At 66.6% G+C, this 15,382-nt stretch carries 12 protein-coding genes; 4 read left to right on the forward strand and 8 right to left on the reverse strand.

Going from position 1 to position 15,382, the window contains the following annotated elements:
- Positions 1-21: 21 nt before the first annotated feature.
- The 3 genes from lldP to N5J73_RS14905 all read right to left on the reverse strand — a co-directional run bounded on the left by lldP (position 22) and on the right by N5J73_RS14905 (position 3,244).
- On the reverse strand, positions 22-1,680 hold the full coding sequence (lldP, locus tag N5J73_RS14895; protein ID WP_049445917.1) for an L-lactate permease: 1,659 nt from the start codon (positions 1,678-1,680) through the stop codon (positions 22-24).
- 224 nt (positions 1,681-1,904) lie between these two features.
- Positions 1,905-2,357 carry an MgtC/SapB family protein gene (locus N5J73_RS14900; RefSeq protein ID WP_049445899.1) on the reverse strand — a complete coding sequence of 151 codons (453 nt, stop codon included), beginning with the start codon at positions 2,355-2,357 and terminating at the stop codon, positions 1,905-1,907.
- A 128-nt stretch (positions 2,358-2,485) separates the two neighbouring features.
- The gene (locus tag N5J73_RS14905) at positions 2,486-3,244 is read right to left on the reverse strand and encodes an SDR family NAD(P)-dependent oxidoreductase (RefSeq protein WP_049445901.1); all 759 of its coding nucleotides are present in this window, start codon (positions 3,242-3,244) and stop codon (positions 2,486-2,488) included.
- A gap of 446 nt (positions 3,245-3,690) precedes the next feature.
- Between N5J73_RS14905 and N5J73_RS14910 the strand changes: the two genes are divergently transcribed.
- Positions 3,691-4,644, forward strand: a complete 954-nt coding sequence (locus N5J73_RS14910; RefSeq protein WP_049445903.1) for an AraC family transcriptional regulator — start codon at positions 3,691-3,693, stop codon at positions 4,642-4,644.
- Positions 4,645-4,764: 120 nt separating this feature from the next.
- On the opposite strand, the gene N5J73_RS14915 is transcribed toward N5J73_RS14910, so the two are convergent.
- The 3 genes from N5J73_RS14915 to N5J73_RS14925 all read right to left on the reverse strand — a co-directional run bounded on the left by N5J73_RS14915 (position 4,765) and on the right by N5J73_RS14925 (position 8,641).
- Entirely contained in the window at positions 4,765-6,675 is a 1,911-nt protein-coding gene (locus N5J73_RS14915; RefSeq protein WP_049445906.1) for a CocE/NonD family hydrolase, read from the reverse strand.
- A 221-nt stretch (positions 6,676-6,896) separates the two neighbouring features.
- Positions 6,897-7,283, reverse strand: coding sequence for a DUF4440 domain-containing protein (locus tag N5J73_RS14920; RefSeq protein WP_049445908.1), 387 nt, complete (start codon positions 7,281-7,283; stop codon positions 6,897-6,899).
- Entirely contained in the window at positions 7,283-8,641 is a 1,359-nt protein-coding gene (locus N5J73_RS14925) for an MFS transporter (protein ID WP_049445910.1), read from the reverse strand. Before N5J73_RS14925 ends, N5J73_RS14920 begins: the two co-directional genes overlap by 1 nt.
- A 105-nt stretch (positions 8,642-8,746) precedes the next feature.
- On the opposite strand from N5J73_RS14925, the gene N5J73_RS14930 reads away from it, so the two are divergent.
- Positions 8,747-9,652, forward strand: coding sequence for a LysR family transcriptional regulator (locus N5J73_RS14930; RefSeq protein WP_049445912.1), 906 nt, complete (start codon positions 8,747-8,749; stop codon positions 9,650-9,652).
- Positions 9,653-9,774: 122 nt separating this feature from the next.
- Here N5J73_RS14930 and N5J73_RS14935 read toward each other — a convergent pair whose 3' ends face one another.
- Positions 9,775-12,570, reverse strand: a complete 2,796-nt coding sequence (locus tag N5J73_RS14935; RefSeq protein WP_080354830.1) for a glycoside hydrolase family 3 C-terminal domain-containing protein — start codon at positions 12,568-12,570, stop codon at positions 9,775-9,777.
- Between the two features lie 337 nt (positions 12,571-12,907).
- Between N5J73_RS14935 and N5J73_RS14940 the strand changes: the two genes are divergently transcribed.
- Positions 12,908-13,342, forward strand: coding sequence for a glyoxalase/bleomycin resistance/dioxygenase family protein (locus tag N5J73_RS14940; protein WP_021204492.1), 435 nt, complete (start codon positions 12,908-12,910; stop codon positions 13,340-13,342).
- 369 nt (positions 13,343-13,711) lie between these two features.
- Entirely contained in the window at positions 13,712-14,416 is a 705-nt protein-coding gene (locus tag N5J73_RS14945) for an AraC family transcriptional regulator (protein WP_049449243.1), read from the forward strand.
- A gap of 9 nt (positions 14,417-14,425) precedes the next feature.
- On the opposite strand, the gene N5J73_RS14950 is transcribed toward N5J73_RS14945, so the two are convergent.
- Positions 14,426-15,304 carry a sterol desaturase family protein gene (locus tag N5J73_RS14950; protein WP_239508900.1) on the reverse strand — a complete coding sequence of 293 codons (879 nt, stop codon included), beginning with the start codon at positions 15,302-15,304 and terminating at the stop codon, positions 14,426-14,428.
- Between the last annotated feature and the right edge of the window lie 78 nt (positions 15,305-15,382).

The following is a 15,382-nucleotide window of genomic DNA, read 5'->3' on the forward strand; positions in this document are numbered from 1 at the left end:
GGTCAGGCCGCGCGGCATGGCTCAGGGAATCATCCAGGTCAGCCAGTAGGCCTGGGCCAGGGTGATCAGGCCGACCATCGTAGTGAAGATCAGGCTGTGCTTGACCGTGAAGCGGAACAGGTCCGATTCCTTGCCGGCCAGGCCGACCGCAGCACAGGCAATGGCGATCGACTGCGGCGAGATCATCTTGCCGGTGACGCCGCCGGTGGTGTTGGCCGCCACCAGCAGCACGTCGGACACGCCGATCTGCTGCGCAGTGGTTGCCTGAAGGGCCGAAAACAGCGCATTGGACGAGGTATCCGAGCCGGTCAGGAACACGCCCAGCCAGCCCAGGAACGGCGAGAAGAACGGGAACGCGTCACCGGTGTGCGCCAATGCCAGCGCCAGCGTTGCCGACAGGCCCGAATAGTTGGCGATGAAGGCAAACGCGAGCACCATGCCGATCGAGTAGATCGGCATGCGCAGCTCACGCACGGTTTCGCCGAAGGTCTGCAGTGCCGACCGCGCCGGCATGCGCAGCGCGATGATCGCGATCACTGCGGCGAGGATGATCGAGGTGCCGGTGGCCGAGAACCAGTCGAATTTATAGACCGCCTCATAGCTGAGCGGCGCGTCCACGATCGGCGGCATCTTCTGCACCCTCTGGTCGAGGCCGGGCACCGGGAGCTTCAGCACCCAGCTTTCCAGCGGGCCGCCCGCCGCGAACAGCGACTTGAACGGCTTGATGCTCCACAGCGTGACCATCGCGGTGAGGATCAGGAACGGCGACCACGCCTTGGCGATCTGGCCCACGCTGTAGCGCGGCGCCTCCAGTGCCTGTGCGGCCGCCTCGGCGCTGGTTTCGGTATCGAAGCGGAAGATTCGTACCGGCTTCCAGCGGCGCAGGAACAGGGTCAGGCAGACCAGCGACGCCAGCGAAGCGGTGATGTCCGGCAGCTCCGGGCCGATGAAGTTCGAGGTCAGGTACTGCGCGATGGCGAACGAGCCACCGGCCACCAGCACTGCCGGCCAGGTTTCCTTGATGCCACGCCAGCCGTCCATGATCGCCATGATCCAGAACAGCACGATGAGGGTCAGGAACGGCAGCTGGCGACCGGCCATCTGGCCGATCTCGAATGCATCCAGGCCGGTGACCTGCCCGGCCACGATGATCGGAATGCCCATCGCGCCGAACGCCACTGGCGCGGTGTTGACGATCAGGCACAGGCCGGCGGCATACAGCGGCTTGAAGCCCAACCCGACCAGCAATGCCGCGGTGATCGCCACCGGCGCACCGAAACCGGCCGCGCCCTCCAGGAAGGCACCGAAGGCGAAGCCGACCATCAGCATCTGCAGGCGCTGGTCTTCGGTGACCGACAGGATCGAAGCCCGGATGATGTCGAACTGACCGGTCTTGACCGAGACCTTGTAGAGGAACACCGCGCCGATGATGATCCAGGCGATCGGCCACAGGCCGTAGACGAAGCCGAAGCCGGCCGCACCCAGCGCCTGGGTCAACGGCATGCGGTAGAACAACAGGGCCACGCCAAGCGCGATGGCCACGGTGATCGTGCCGGCCAGCCAGCCCTTCATGCGCAGCACGGCCAGGGCAACGAAGAAGAACGCGATCGGCAGCAGCGCGATCAGGCTGGACAACCACAGGTTGCCGGCGGGGTCGTACAGGTGTTGCCAGGGCTGCATGAAGACTCTCGACTGGATGCGGAAGGTGCCCCACCGCAGGCGGTGGATCGCCGTGGTCACCCATTATTGGTACTACCAATAATGATTTCGATCAGACCACTTGCGGCGGATTTAACCGCCACTCCGACGAAGAGCCTATTAGACCATAGAGCTAGATGGCGTATTGGTACGACCATTAGGGTAGTCACCGTAGTGCCGGCCTCTGCCCGGCAACTCGGGCTTCCCTAAGAAATCCTTTTCTCCAACCGCCGCATCACCGCCAGCACCAGCACGCACAGCACGCTCACCCCGATGGCGATCACGTACTTGCTGATCCCCACCGCAATCCCGATGGCCGCCGCCATGATCAGCGAGCTGGCCGTGGTCAGGCCGCTGACCTGGTCTTCGCGCGAGCCGCGCAGGATGGTGCCGGCAGCAACGAAACCAACGCAGGCCACCACCGCCTCGATCAGGCGCACCGGATCGACCTGCAGCAGGTCGCGGTAGCGCTCCTGCTGGAAATGCTCGGCCACCGAGTCGCCCAGGCCGACGATCAACGCGGCAGCCCCCGCGATCAGCATGTGCGTGCGCAGGCCGGCGGCGTGCTTGCCCATCTCGCGCTCGACGCCGAGCACGCCGCCGAACAACATGGCTGTGGCCACGCGCAGCAGGATCGAGACGTCCTGGGTAAGTTCCATGGGAAAGCTCCGGGATTTTCCCGGAGCGTCGCTCGGCAGCCGTGGCACAACGGTGAAGGTGGCACCACAGCGCGTTCACCTGATAGCGCCAGGCATGCCCGGCGTCATCGTCGCCTGCGATCACCGCATCATTGCGCCAGATAGCCACCATCGATGGCGTAGTACGCGCCGGTCGCGAACGAGGCATCGTCGCTGGCCAGCCAGGCCACCAGCGCCGCCACTTCCTCGGCCGTACCCAGCCGCTTCAAGGCGTGGCGGCCTTCCAGCGTGGCGCGCACCTTCGGGTCCATCTTCTCCAGCAGCGGTGTGCTGATGAAGCCTGGACCGACCGCGTTGACACGGATGCCGTCGGCGGCATGCTCCCACGCGGCGGTCTGGGTCAGCCCGACCACGCCGTGCTTGGCCGCCGCATAAGCGGTGGAACCGGCATAGCCCACCTGGCCCAGGATCGAGGCCATGTTGATGATGCTGCCGCCGGTTCCAGCAGCGCGCATTGCCTGGATCTGCGCACGCTGACACAGGAACACGCTGGTGAGGTTGACGTCGATCACGCGCTGCCAGCCATCGATCGGATAGTCACCGCTGCTGGCGGCTGGCCCACCGATACCGGCGTTGTTGACCGCCACATGCAGGCCGTCGAGCTCCTTGATCGTGCGCTGCACCGCTGCCTCCACCGCAGCGTCGTCGGTGACGTCCAGCGCGATGCCGATGGCCTGCGCACCGGCATCGCGCAACTGCGCCACGGTCGCATCGACCGCATCCTCCTTCAGGTCCCAGACCGAGATCCGCGCGCCGGACGCGGCCAGCGTCTGCGCCACGGCCAGGCCGATTCCAGATACGCCGCCGGTCACGATCGCGGTCTTGCCGGTGAGCTGGTAGTCAATCATCTGCGTTCTCCATCAGTGGGGGTATCGAAGTGGCCTGCAACAGCCAACTGCCCCACCCTACGCGTGCGCCCGTGATGACCTGGCTGACATCGCGCCTACGGATGATCGTTCCAGCCATGAAACCTCAACTCAAGTTGATGTATGGAATTGCGTACGGATATGCATGCAAAACGCCGGCGTATGTTCGGCGGCATTTTCACTTTGGCCGTAATCGTCAATCGTTTTGACCCTATTTAAATCAAAAGCGCGCGAATCGAGGCGACAATGTGAAACGTTTCCAGTTTCTGCGACACATTCCATTCAATCTGGTGTTCCCCCACCATCCGGAGTGCCCACGCCACTGCCTTCCAGCACGTCTGCACGGGTAATGACCGGATCTGCATCTGCGTTGCAGAGCGCGTGGGCGAGGTAATGCCAGCGTCCACCTCCAAAGCACGTGCCGAGCGATGTCCCGATATTTCACTTTTGCCGATTACCGCCGCTTCGGCCACCGTCATGGCTTCGATTACCGCGCCGACCCGGAACACCTGCGCGACGACCAGTGGGCCGGCCATGGCGAGGTCAACGAGCAGTTCCTGCGCGGCGGCATGAGTCTGATCGCCTCCGACGTCCATAATCGCTTTCCATATGTCGCCACGGCCCAGCAGAGTCCCGGCCTGGCCATCCGCGTGATGCTGCTGGGCGAGGTCGATGTGCGCGTTCCGCGACGCGCTGGTTTCACCCTTCGCGCTGGCACGGCGATGACCGCACACCACCGCGAGGAGGTCGAGATGACTGGTACGCATCCCGGCGAAACGCGCATGCGCGGCGTCAGCGTCATGGTGCCCGGCAAGATCGATCCGGACCTGTTCCATCTGCCGCAGCTGGAGACCGCGCTCAACACCCACCTGGAATGCCGCCATTGGGCCATTCCGCATACCCTGCTGCCGGTGCTGGGCCAGCTGTTCGACAGCCCATGGGAGGACGGCATCGACGCGTTGTGGCGCGAAGGCGTCGCACTGCAGCTGCTGGCCGTTGGCCTGAAGGCCGAGGATCTGCAGACCGACCCTGTACGAACGCTGCGGGCCGGCCAGCGCGAGCGGCTGGAACGTGTGCGTGCCTACCTGCATGATGACCCCAGCCATGCCCACAGCCTGGTCGAACTGGCCCAGCTGGCCTGCATGAGCCCGAGCTCGCTGCGCCGCCATTTTGCCCAGCAGTACGGCTGCTCCGTGTTCGATTACCTGCACGAACAACGCATGCGCCACGCCGAACAGGGCCTGCGCGAGGACGGATGGACGGTTGAACAGGCCGCCGCCGCCAGCGGTTACCGCCACCCCAGCAACTTCGCGGCTGCATTCCGCAAGCGTTTCGGCCTGGTGCCCAGCCGCTGGCGCACGGGCCCCTCGAAGGTGGGCTGAAGGCTGGTGTTCTGGTAGGTGTCGACCTTGGTCGACACGCTCCTGCCCCATCGCGGATGCCGGCCAGCGGCCGGCACTACCACGTGCTGCCGGGCTATGCCCGGCGTCGTCCTCTCCGCCTCAGTACACCGGCAGATCGATGTAACTGGCCTGCGCCGCGCTATGCCAGACCCGCTGCGTGGCCTTCTGGTAATCGCCTGGCTTGGCCAGGTAGACGTTAGGCACGTAGGTCTGCGGGTTGCGGTCGTACAACGGGAACAGGCTGGACTGCACCTGCACCATCACCCGATGCCCCTTCTGGAACGTGTGGTTGGCGTTGGGCAGGTCGAAGCGATACGGCAGCACCTGGTTGGCCGCCAGCGGCTTCGGATCGCTGAAGCTCTCGCGGTAGCGGCCGCGGAAGATCGCCAACGACACCGGCAGCTCATAGCCCCCCATCTCCGGCGTCGACGCTTCCTGGTCCGGATACACGTCGATCAGCTTCACCACCCAGTCGCTGTCGGTGCCACTGGTCGAGGCCTGCAGATGCACCACTGGCGCGCCGCCGATGCGCAGCGGCGCGGTCAGCGGTTCAGTGATGAAGGTCAATACGTCCGGGCGACCATCGACAAAGCGCTGGTCCTTGACCAGCCAAGTGGTCCACATGTCGCGGTCACCGAAGCGGACCGGACGCGGCACGAACGGCACCGGCTTGGCCGGGTCGGACACGTACTCCTCGAAGTCGCCCTCGCCCGCCGCCGGCGCCTGGAATGCCAGCTTGCCGCCGGCCCGCAGGTACAGCGGCTTGCTGCTGGCGGCACAGCCCTTGTCGCAGCTGCGCGGCCAACCCTTCAGGCGATCCCAGTGGTTCTCGCCGGTGTTGTAGATCAGCACCGGCGGCGTGTCGGCCTTCGGCGCACCGTCCACCAGGTACTGGTCGAAGAACGGCTTGAGTACATCACGGCGGAACTGCAGCGCGGTATCGCCGTCGAACTTCAGCGCGCCCAGCTCGCTGCCGCTGTAGTTCACCTGGCTGTGCCGCCACGGGCCCATCACCAGGTAATTGCGGTTGTTGCCACTGTCGCGCCCTTCCATGGCCTGGTAGGCGTGGTTGGCACCCCACATGTCCTCCTGGTCCCACAGGCCCTGCAGCCACATGGTCGGCACCTTCAACGGTGTTTTCGCCATCACCGCGTCCAACGCCTGGCCCTGCCAGAAGCCGTCATAGGCCGGGTGCTCGACCAGCTTCTTCCACCAGGTCAGCTGGTCCACGCCGGTGAAGCGCGCGTAGTCGCCAGCCGAACCGATCCGGAGGAACGTGCTGTAGTCGTCGTAGCCGAGGCTGGGCAGCGGCGTACCCTTGCCGCGCTTCTCGGTCTGCATCGCGAAATAGTTGAAGTTGACCTGGCGGAACGCGCCGTAGTTGAGCCAGTCGTCCCCCATCCAGCCATCGACCATCGGGCTCTGCGGTGCCGCCACCTTCAGCGCCGGATGCGGGTCGGTCAGCGCCATCACCACGGTGAAACCCTCGTACGACGAGCCGAGCATGCCGACCTTGCCATTGCTCTCCGGCACGTTCTTCACCAGCCAGTCGATGGTGTCCCAGGCGTCGGTGGAGTGGTCGACTTTGGTGTTGTTCAACGGCCCGCGCAGCGGCCGGGTCATCACGTAATCGCCTTCGGAGCCGTACTTGCCACGGATGTCCTGGAACACGCGGATGTAACCGCCGTCGACGAACACCTCGTCGCCCTGCGGCAGCAGGTCGCGCATGCGCGGCGAATCACTGCGGCTGGCGCGGCCAGCGGCATCGTAAGGCGTACGGGTCAGCAGGATCGGCGCGTTGCGGGCACCCTTGGGCACCACGATCACGGTATGCAGCTTGGTGCCATCACGCATCGGCACCATCACCACGCGCTTGTCGTAGTCACGACCGACATCGGGGGCAACGAAGGGCTTGCCGCTGATGTCCGGGGTCATCGGCGGGGTATCGGCGGCCAGCACGGTGCTGGACAGGCAAAGGGCAATGGCTACAGCGACGGCACGCACATGCATGGACAACCCCTCCCGGCAGGAAAGCCTCAAGCCTACTCCTGCCCCGAGCCGTGAAGTGTGGGCGGGCTTTGCATTCTGGGGCGGATGCAGGCAGGACTGATGGCACATGTGCCCCCGGTGCCGCTGCGCTCACCGAAGACCAGTAGTGCCGACCGTTGGCCGGCAACTTCATGATCCCGGGGTGCGTTACGCGGTTGCCGGCCAGCGGCCGGCACTACCGGTCAGGCCACCGGCACTTCATGCAGCGCCAACCAGCGCCAGCGACCCTGCTCCTGCCGCAGCACGGCCAACGATTCGCGCCATGTGAGCTGACCGCTATCGAGCGAATGCCCTTCGCGATAGCGCAGCACCGCCAGCGGTGATGGCGCTTCCACCGCCTGCACGGCGTCGATGGAAATCTGCAGTCCTGGACGCGCGCCATGACCGCCCGCGAACAGTGCCTGCACGGCCTTCCGGTCCAGCCTGCGACCCGCGATGCCGACCATGCTGAAGTCTGCACAGAAGTGCGCCATCAGATCCGCCAGCGCATCGGCGCCGACATCGGCACGGAACCAGGCCTGCAGCTTGTCGTGCAGGTGGTGGACTTCATGTTCTGCGGTGATATCCATCAGGCATTCTCGGGTTGCGAAAGGGAAACAGAGTGCGAGTGGCGCAACAGCGCCATCGGCAACAGCGTCATTGCGGCGGCAAGACCCAGCGCCACGCTGGTGGCGCGTGCTGGCAGCCACTGCATGGCCAGCGCCAGCAACAGCGCAATGGCGGCAGTACCAAGGCAGAAACTGAGCTGACGGTTGAGGTTCCAAAGGGCACTGGCATCGCCCAACGCTTCACCCTCCACGCCGTGGAAAGCCAGTGTCTGCGCGGTACTGCTGCACAGGCTGCCACCGGCGCCCATCAGCGCGAACAACAGCGCAGCCAAGGCGAAGGCCGGCTGCGGCAACAGCGCCATCAACAGCAGGCCGCTGGCCTGCAGCAGCATGCCGGCACGCAGTAGCGTGGCCGGGCCGAAGCGAGCCAGCAGGCGCTTGCTGGCGGTGATCGCAATGGCCGAGGCCAGCGCCCACGGCAGCATCAACGCGCCGATGCGTGCCGCGCTGTAGCCGGCCTGGTGCAGCTGCAGGGTACTGACCAGCTGGCTGCCGATGAATACACCGGGTACGGCCAGATAGATCAGCATCGCCAGCCGCAGCCCGCGATGGGCCAACAGCGACCAGCGCAGCAGTGGCTGCGCCTGCCGACGTGCGTGCCGCAGGTGGGCCGCCGCCAACAGCATTGCGATCAACAGCAGTACGGCACCGGCGGCCCGATGGCCGGGTTCACCCAGCCAGGTCAACGCCAGCAGCAGCGCGCCCAGCGCCAGCATCGCGGTGGACAGCGCATAGGCCTGCAGGCGCGGCGCACTGCGCGCGCCATCGGTCGGCATCCAGGCCAGCACCAGTCCGATCGCCACCACCGCCACGGGCAGGCTGGCCCAGAGCACGCCGCGCCAGGACAACCACTGCACCAGCAGCCCGCCCAGCGCGGGCGCCAGTGCCGGCACCAGCAGCGCCACCAGCAGGATGCGCCGGGTCAACGCGCCACGCTGCTCGGGCGTGCACTGGCGGTAGGCCGCGGCCTGGGCCACTGGAATCAGCAGGCCGCCGGCCAGCCCCTGCAGCAGGCGCCAGCCCAGCAGCCAGCCGATCCCCGGTGCGGCGCCGGCCAGCGCAGCGGCAACCGCGAACAACAGCAACGCCACCAGCAGCAGGCGACGCTCGCCGCAGCGCGCAGCCAGCCAGGGCGCCAGCGGAATCACCACGCTCAAGCCCAGCATGTAGGCGGTGCCGACCCAGGCCAGGGTACCGACATCAGCGTGCAGTTCCGCTGCCAGTGCCGGATAGGACACCGTGGCGATGAACATGTTGACCAGATCCAGTGCGAACACCAGCAGGAAGATCGCCTCATGGCGCAGGCGGGGGGACGGCATCGGCGGCGCTCCAGCGGAGAAGTCGCCAGCATGCCGTGCGGGCCTTGTTGGAAAAACACGACGACAGCTGCAACACTGTCAAATCTGTTTTGACAATGGATCGCCATGGTCAGCCTCGACCGCTTCGATATCTTCCGCGCCGTGGTCGAGGCCGGCAGCCTGACCGCCGCCGCCGATCGCCTCGGCCTCAGTCGCGCGGTGGTCAGCTTCAACCTGAAGCGGCTGGAACAGGAGCTGGGCGTGACCCTGCTGCTGCGCAGTACCCGCCACCTAGCGCTGACCGAGGCCGGTGAACAGTTCCTGCAGCACTGCGTGCAGGCACTGGATGCCGCACAGGCAGCCATCGATGCCGCGCGCCGCGACCAGCATCAGCTGCAGGGCGTACTGCGACTGACCACTACTCCGGAATACGCGCAGCTGCGCCTGATCGCAGCGCTGGAGGCCTTCCGTGCGCGGCACCCGGCGCTGCAGCTGCACCTGTCGACCTCACCGGCACCGGCCGACCTGATTCCCGAACGTTTCGACCTGGCCATCCGCCTGGGCCGCCTGCCGGATTCAGGCCTGCATGCCAGCGAACTGGAACGGCATCCGCTGTGCGCGGTGGCCGCGCCCTCGTTGCTGGCCCGGCTGCCCTCCGCGGATGCAGCCGATGACCCGGTGCAGCTGGGCGCCCTGCCCCGCCTCGGCTACCCGCGCCTGGCCGATGTACCGGTGGTGGCGCCGGATGGCAGCGACGCATTGTTCGCCACCAACCCGGGCAATGCGGTGGTGCGCGTAGATGGTGCCAGCAGCCTGCGTGCCTTCGCCGTGGCCGGCGCCGGGGTCACCGTGCTGCCACGCTGGCTGATCGAGGACGACCTGGCCCAGGACCGGCTGCGCCCGGTACTGCGCCAGCACCGCTTCCCGCAGCAGAGCGTGTACGCGGTTTACCCGCACAGCGCGCAGCCCTCACCGAAGATACGGCAGCTGATCGATTTCCTGCGCGACCGGTTTGTCAGCCCGCCGGTGTAGAGCCGAGCCCATGCTCGGCTGCTCGTCGGCTCAGCCTTCACTGTTCATCAGCCGAGCGTTGGCTCGGCTCTACAGAAGCAGCACAAACAGACACGGCCCTGTGCGGGCCGTGTCTTCAGGCATCAGCGCAGCACCTGCTCCACCAGCTGCACGTCCACTGTCTGCAGTGGCTCGGCCGCATTGCGCGACAGCTGCACCTGGTAGGTGCCGCCGTCGATCTTCCACTGGCGCGCCTGTGCATCGTAGTGGGCCAGGGTCTTCGGCTCGGCTTCGATGCGGATGCGGCGCTGTTCGCCCGGCTGCAGGTTCACCTTGTCATAGCCGATCAGGCGGATCGGCGTGGTGCTGCCGGCGGGCAGCTTCAGGTACAGCTGGGCCACATCGGCACCGGCGCGCTTGCCGGTGTTGCGGATGTCGACGCTGGCAACCAGGCGCGAGCCTTCCACGCTCACCTTCAGGTTGTCATAGGCGAACGAGGTGTAGGACAGACCATGACCGAACGCGAAGGTGGGCGTCAGGCCCTTGGCCGCCATCCACTTGTAGCCGACGTTGGCGCCCTCGATATCGAAATCGAATACATCACCGAACGGCTTGGCCGGCTTGAAACCGAGGCCGTCGATGTGCGGGCGCGGCAGCTGCGATTCGTCCGTCACCCAGGTCACCGGCAGGCGGCCCGACGGATTGACCTGGCCGGTCAGCAGCGCGGCGATGCCTTCGCCACCGCGGATGCCCGGGTACCAGGCCTGCAGCATCGCCGGCACCTGCGCCAGCCACGGCGTGCGCACCGGGCCATTGGTTTCCAGCACCAGCACGGTCTTCGGGTTGGCCTTGGCCACCGCCGAGATCAGCGCGTCCTGGTTGTCAGGCAGCTGCATGTCCGGCAGGTCCACCGATTCGGCGGCCCACTGGGTAGCGAACACGATGGCCACGTCGGCCTGTGCTGCTGCCTCGGCCGCAGCGGCGGCATTGGTGCCATCCACATACGCAATGGTCGCGTCCGGGCGCGCCGCACGCAGCGATTCCAGCGGCGAGGACGGGTGGAAGATCACCGGGCCCGGCCAGGTGGTCGGCATCACGCCCGGTACCGCGTTGGTGCCCTTGGCGGTCACGCCCACCATCGACGAACCACCGCCACCGATCACGCCCTTGTCGGCGTGGCCGCCGATGATGACGATGCGCTTCACGCTGTCGGCCAGCGGCAGCAGGCTGCCTTCATTGCGCAACAGCACGCTGCCCTCTTCCACCGTCCGCTGGGCGACGGCGAAACCGGCCTCGGCATCGACCTTCTGGTGCTGCGGCGGGTTGTCGAAATTGCCGTGCAGGAACATCGTGCGCAGGATGCGCGCCACCATGTCGTTCAGGCGCGCCTGCGGCACCACACCGCCGTGCACGGCCAGGCGCAGCGGCTCATCGAAGAACACCGCCGCATCGAACACTTCACCGGCCGACTGCTGGTCCAGGCCGGCCAGCGCCGCCTTCGAACCGCTGTGCACGCCGCCCCAGTCGGACATCACGAAACCGGGGAACTTCCATTCCTGCTTCAGCACCTGGTTCATCAGGTAGCCGTTTTCGCAGCCGTAGGTGCCGTTGATCTTGTTGTACGAGCACATCGCCACGCCCGGGCGGCCGGCTTCCAGCGCGATTTCGAACGCCAGCAGGTCCGACTCGTGCATGGCCTGTTCGCCGATGCGCACGTCGTGGAAGTTGCGGCGGGTCTCCATGTCGTTCAGCGCGAAGTGCTTCATCGAGGAGATCACGTGCTGGCTCTGCACGCCCTGGATCAGCGCGCCGACCATCGAACCGGCCAGCAGCGGGTCTTCACCGGCGTATTCGAAATTGCGGCCGTTGCGCGGGTCGCGCTGCAGGTTGACGCTGCCTGACAGCAGGATGTTGAAGCGCTGCTGCCATGCCTCACGGCCCATCGTGGCGCCACCGGCGAAGGCCACTTCGCGGTTCCAGCTGGAGGCGGTGGACGGGCCGGACGGCATGGCGGTGGCGAAGTCACCCGGACGGATACCACCGGGATTGGTCACGCCGACGCCGGCATCGGCCGACTGCTGCGACGGGATGCCCAGGCGCGGCACTGCCGGCACGAAGCCGGCCGAACCGACCGCACCTTCCGGCAACGGGCCACCGTCCTTGCCCAGCCCGAAGTAGCTGTGCAGCATCTGGAACTTCTCATCCTCGGTCATCGCCTTCAACAGCAGCGCAGCGCGTGCGTCGGCATTGAGGGTGGTGTCCATCCAGGGCTTTTCGCTGTGCTTGTCGGCGGCATAAGCCAAGGTCAGCAGGGTGGCGTGCAGGGTGCTGCCTTCCACCTTGAACGGTGCGCTGCTGGCGGCCTGGAAGCCATCGCTGAAATAGCTTGCGTCGGCTTCCAGCGCCACACGCGCCGGATCGAAGCCTGCGGCCTTGGCCGATTCACCGGCCACCGCGCCGAGCAGCACCGCCGGTGCACCCAGCCGCGAACGGGTGACCAGTGCCGGCAACTGCGCGGCGCCTGCACCGGCATCGGTATAGACCGCCACCGTGTGGCGCCCATCATCCAGGCGCAGGTAGTTCAGGCCCGGCTGGTCGGGGCCGGATTCAGCGGCGATCGGCAGCCGGGTCAGCACGGCCTGGCCGCGCTGGGTCTGGCCATCATCCTTGCCGGCAGCAATGAAGCGGTACTCGTAGCCCAGGCCATCGGCCAGCACCTGCAGCGGATCGACCTGACCGATGCCGCGCTGCACCTGGCGCACGCTCACCGCGTCCACGTTCAGGCTCTTCAGCTGCGCGGCCAGGGCCGGCATCGCCTCGGCGTTGGGCGCCTGTTCCAGGGTCAGCACAGTGAACGCGGCGGGGTCGGCCCAGGCCGGAGCGGCCAGTGCGGCAGACAGGGCCAGGGACAGTGCAAGCGGCTTTGTAAACGTTTTCATCGGCAGGCGTAATTCCGTTGCCAAGGCAATCGGTCCAGGGAAAGTGCCGCCGAAGGGTGCAGCGTTCATGCCGCGCAGGGGTTGCCAGGCAACGTCCCACAGGCCGAAGGACGGGCCGGTCTGCGCCTGGGACCCTCCTCCCGGCGTGACAACCTGCCTGTCCGGGCCGCGCAGGGCGACCCAATCCTGTGAAGATTGTGCGAGGGCGTTCACACCTGTCAACAGGACCTAAGTCACAGGGGCAACCCGGCCAGCAGTTATCAGGCCATCACCGGCGGTCATCAGCAGGCCGCGTGGGGCTGCCGATAATGGAGATCCCTGGCCACGAACCGAGCCCATGACCGTCCACCGCGACTTCGACCATCTCTGGCGCGACCGCTGCGATACATCCAGCCAGCGTGCGCCGCGCGTGCTGATCCGGGTGTTCGTGGCCCCCGGTGAGCTGGAACGCAGTGTGGCCTTCTACGAGCAGCTGCAAGGCGTGGTGGCCGATGCGGGGTTCCCGTTTCCGGAGGCCGGGCTACGTCTGGCGATGGTCGGTGCGTTCCTGCTGATCGAGGGCAGCGAGGCGGCGCTGGCGCCGTTCACTTCGACCACGGGGACACTGCTGGTCGATGACGTTCGGCCCTATCACGACAAACTGGTCGCGGCTGGCGCCGAGATCATCTTCCCGTTGCAGGTGGTACCGACCGGAGCGGCGTTCAATGCGGTACATCCCGATGGCACGGTGGTCGAGTACGTGCATCACCGGCCCGACCCGCACGGGCGGTGAGGGTACGCACGGCCGGGCTGCGCCCGGCACCCGCAGAGGCAACGGCCGAAGCAACAGCAGAAGCGAAAGCTGGGCTCCTGTGGGGTGGCGGGGTGGGTCCGGTTGCGGGGGACGCCGTGAATCCATCCATGGAGGCTCGGTCGCCGCTTGCTCGTGTGCGCTGTCCTGCGCACACGGCAAGACCGGGGTTGGGCATCCTGCCCAACCCGCCCGAGGCATGCCTCGGGCCCATGGCGCTCACGCCCCCGCAACCGGACCCACCCCGCCTTCGACAATTCCCTGCACAGCCTGCTGTAGAGCCGAGCCCATGCTCGGCTGCTCTTCGTTCAACTGTCGGAATATTCGATTTCGATGGAGATTCATCCACGTATGACGTGGATCTACAATCCCTCCATGTCCTCTCCCGCCCTGCCCTGGAATGGCACGCTGCTGCTGGATGCTCACGTGGCTGTGCTGCAAGGCCACGCTGGTGGCAGCGATACGCACGCGCACTACGCCCATCAACTGTTGCTGAGCGAAGCCGCTCCCTGGCAGGTCGAGATCGACGGCGTACGGCAGCAGGGCCAACGGCTGTGGCTGCCGTCATTCCAGCCGCACGCAATCCTGTCGGCGCCGGAAGCAGGCTGCACGGTATTCCTCGAACCCGCGCATGCCAATCCCGAACAGATCCAGCAGCACCTGCACTCGCTGCCCGGCACTGCGATGGAACTGCACGACTGGCTTCCACGACTGAGCCGCCCGCAACCGCTGGACCGCCGCGTGCAGGCGGCGTTGGCCCGTATCGCCCAGCACTTGCCTGGCCCGGTGCCGGCTGCCGACATTGCCGCAGCCGCGCATCTGTCGACCAGCCAGCTGCACCGGCGTTTCCAGTCCGAGCTGGCGGTCACCCTGCGCGGCTGGGTGCTGTGGCAGCGGCTGCGCAACGCGCTCATGCATCATCTGCGCGGGCACAACCTGACCGACAGTGCGCATGCCGCTGGATTCGCCGATCTGGCCCATCTGTCACGCAGCCTGCGCCGCATGTTCGGCATCGGTGCCGCGCAGCTGCAGGGCCTGCAGCTGCACGCGGCCTGACACGGCCCATCATCCGCGCCTGCGCAGACCTTCCGGCAGCTCCGGCACCTCGCCATGCGGCAGTTCGCGGAACGGCGCCAGCAGCTGCCCCGGATAGTCGCGCGGATAGTCCGGTTGGCTGCCGATGCCGAGGTCGCGCTGCTGCAATCGATAGCCTGGCGCGTCGAAGACGGTCCCCAGCAGGTGATCCCAGACGGTCAGGAACAGGCCGAAGTTGACGTCGCCAGCGGTGCCGTAACGCATGTGATGGAAGCGGTGCAGCGGCGCCCAGGCCATCATCCGGCCCAGCAGGCCGGGACGCATATCCACGTTGGAGTGCTGCAGCAGCAGCTGGATGGCAATGGCGAGGGCCAGCACCGCAGCGACCGGCATCGGCAGGCCCAACAGCAGCAGCGGCAGTACGCCGCCCACCGCTTCGGCCGCCTGGTGCAGCGGGTGTTTCATCAGGCCGTTGAAGCCGTACATGCGGGTGACGCTGTGATGCACGGCATGCAGGCGCCATAGCCAGCCGATGCGATGGCTGGCGTAGTGCACCAGGGTGATGCCGAGATCAGCGCAGACGATGGCCAGCAGCACCTGCAGCGCGAATGGCCACTGCAGCGGCCAGGCCTGCCATGGAATGATTGCCGCCAGCAGCGGCACCGCCGTGATCGACAGCAGGTTCAGGCTTTCATTGACCAGTGCATGCAGGGTGTCACGCAGGCTGTCGCCGTGGTCGTGGTTGAACGCGGGATCGTACGGCCAGGCCCGCTCGGCGGCGAACGAGACCGCGATGGCGGCCGCCAGCAAGGCCAGCAGCCACAACGGACCACCGTGACAGTGGCCGACCCAGACGACGGCAGTGGCAACGAAACCCAGCAGGAACAGTGGGGCATACAGGCGGAGCATCCAGTGCTTCATGGGCAACCCGGAAAGTGAGGGGCCTGCATGCTGGCGTGGCATGCGGGTTGGCGGCTTGAACAAACG

The organism is Stenotrophomonas sp. GD03654, assembly GCF_029845105.1.
GTDB classification, from domain to species: domain Bacteria; phylum Pseudomonadota; class Gammaproteobacteria; order Xanthomonadales; family Xanthomonadaceae; genus Stenotrophomonas; species Stenotrophomonas africana.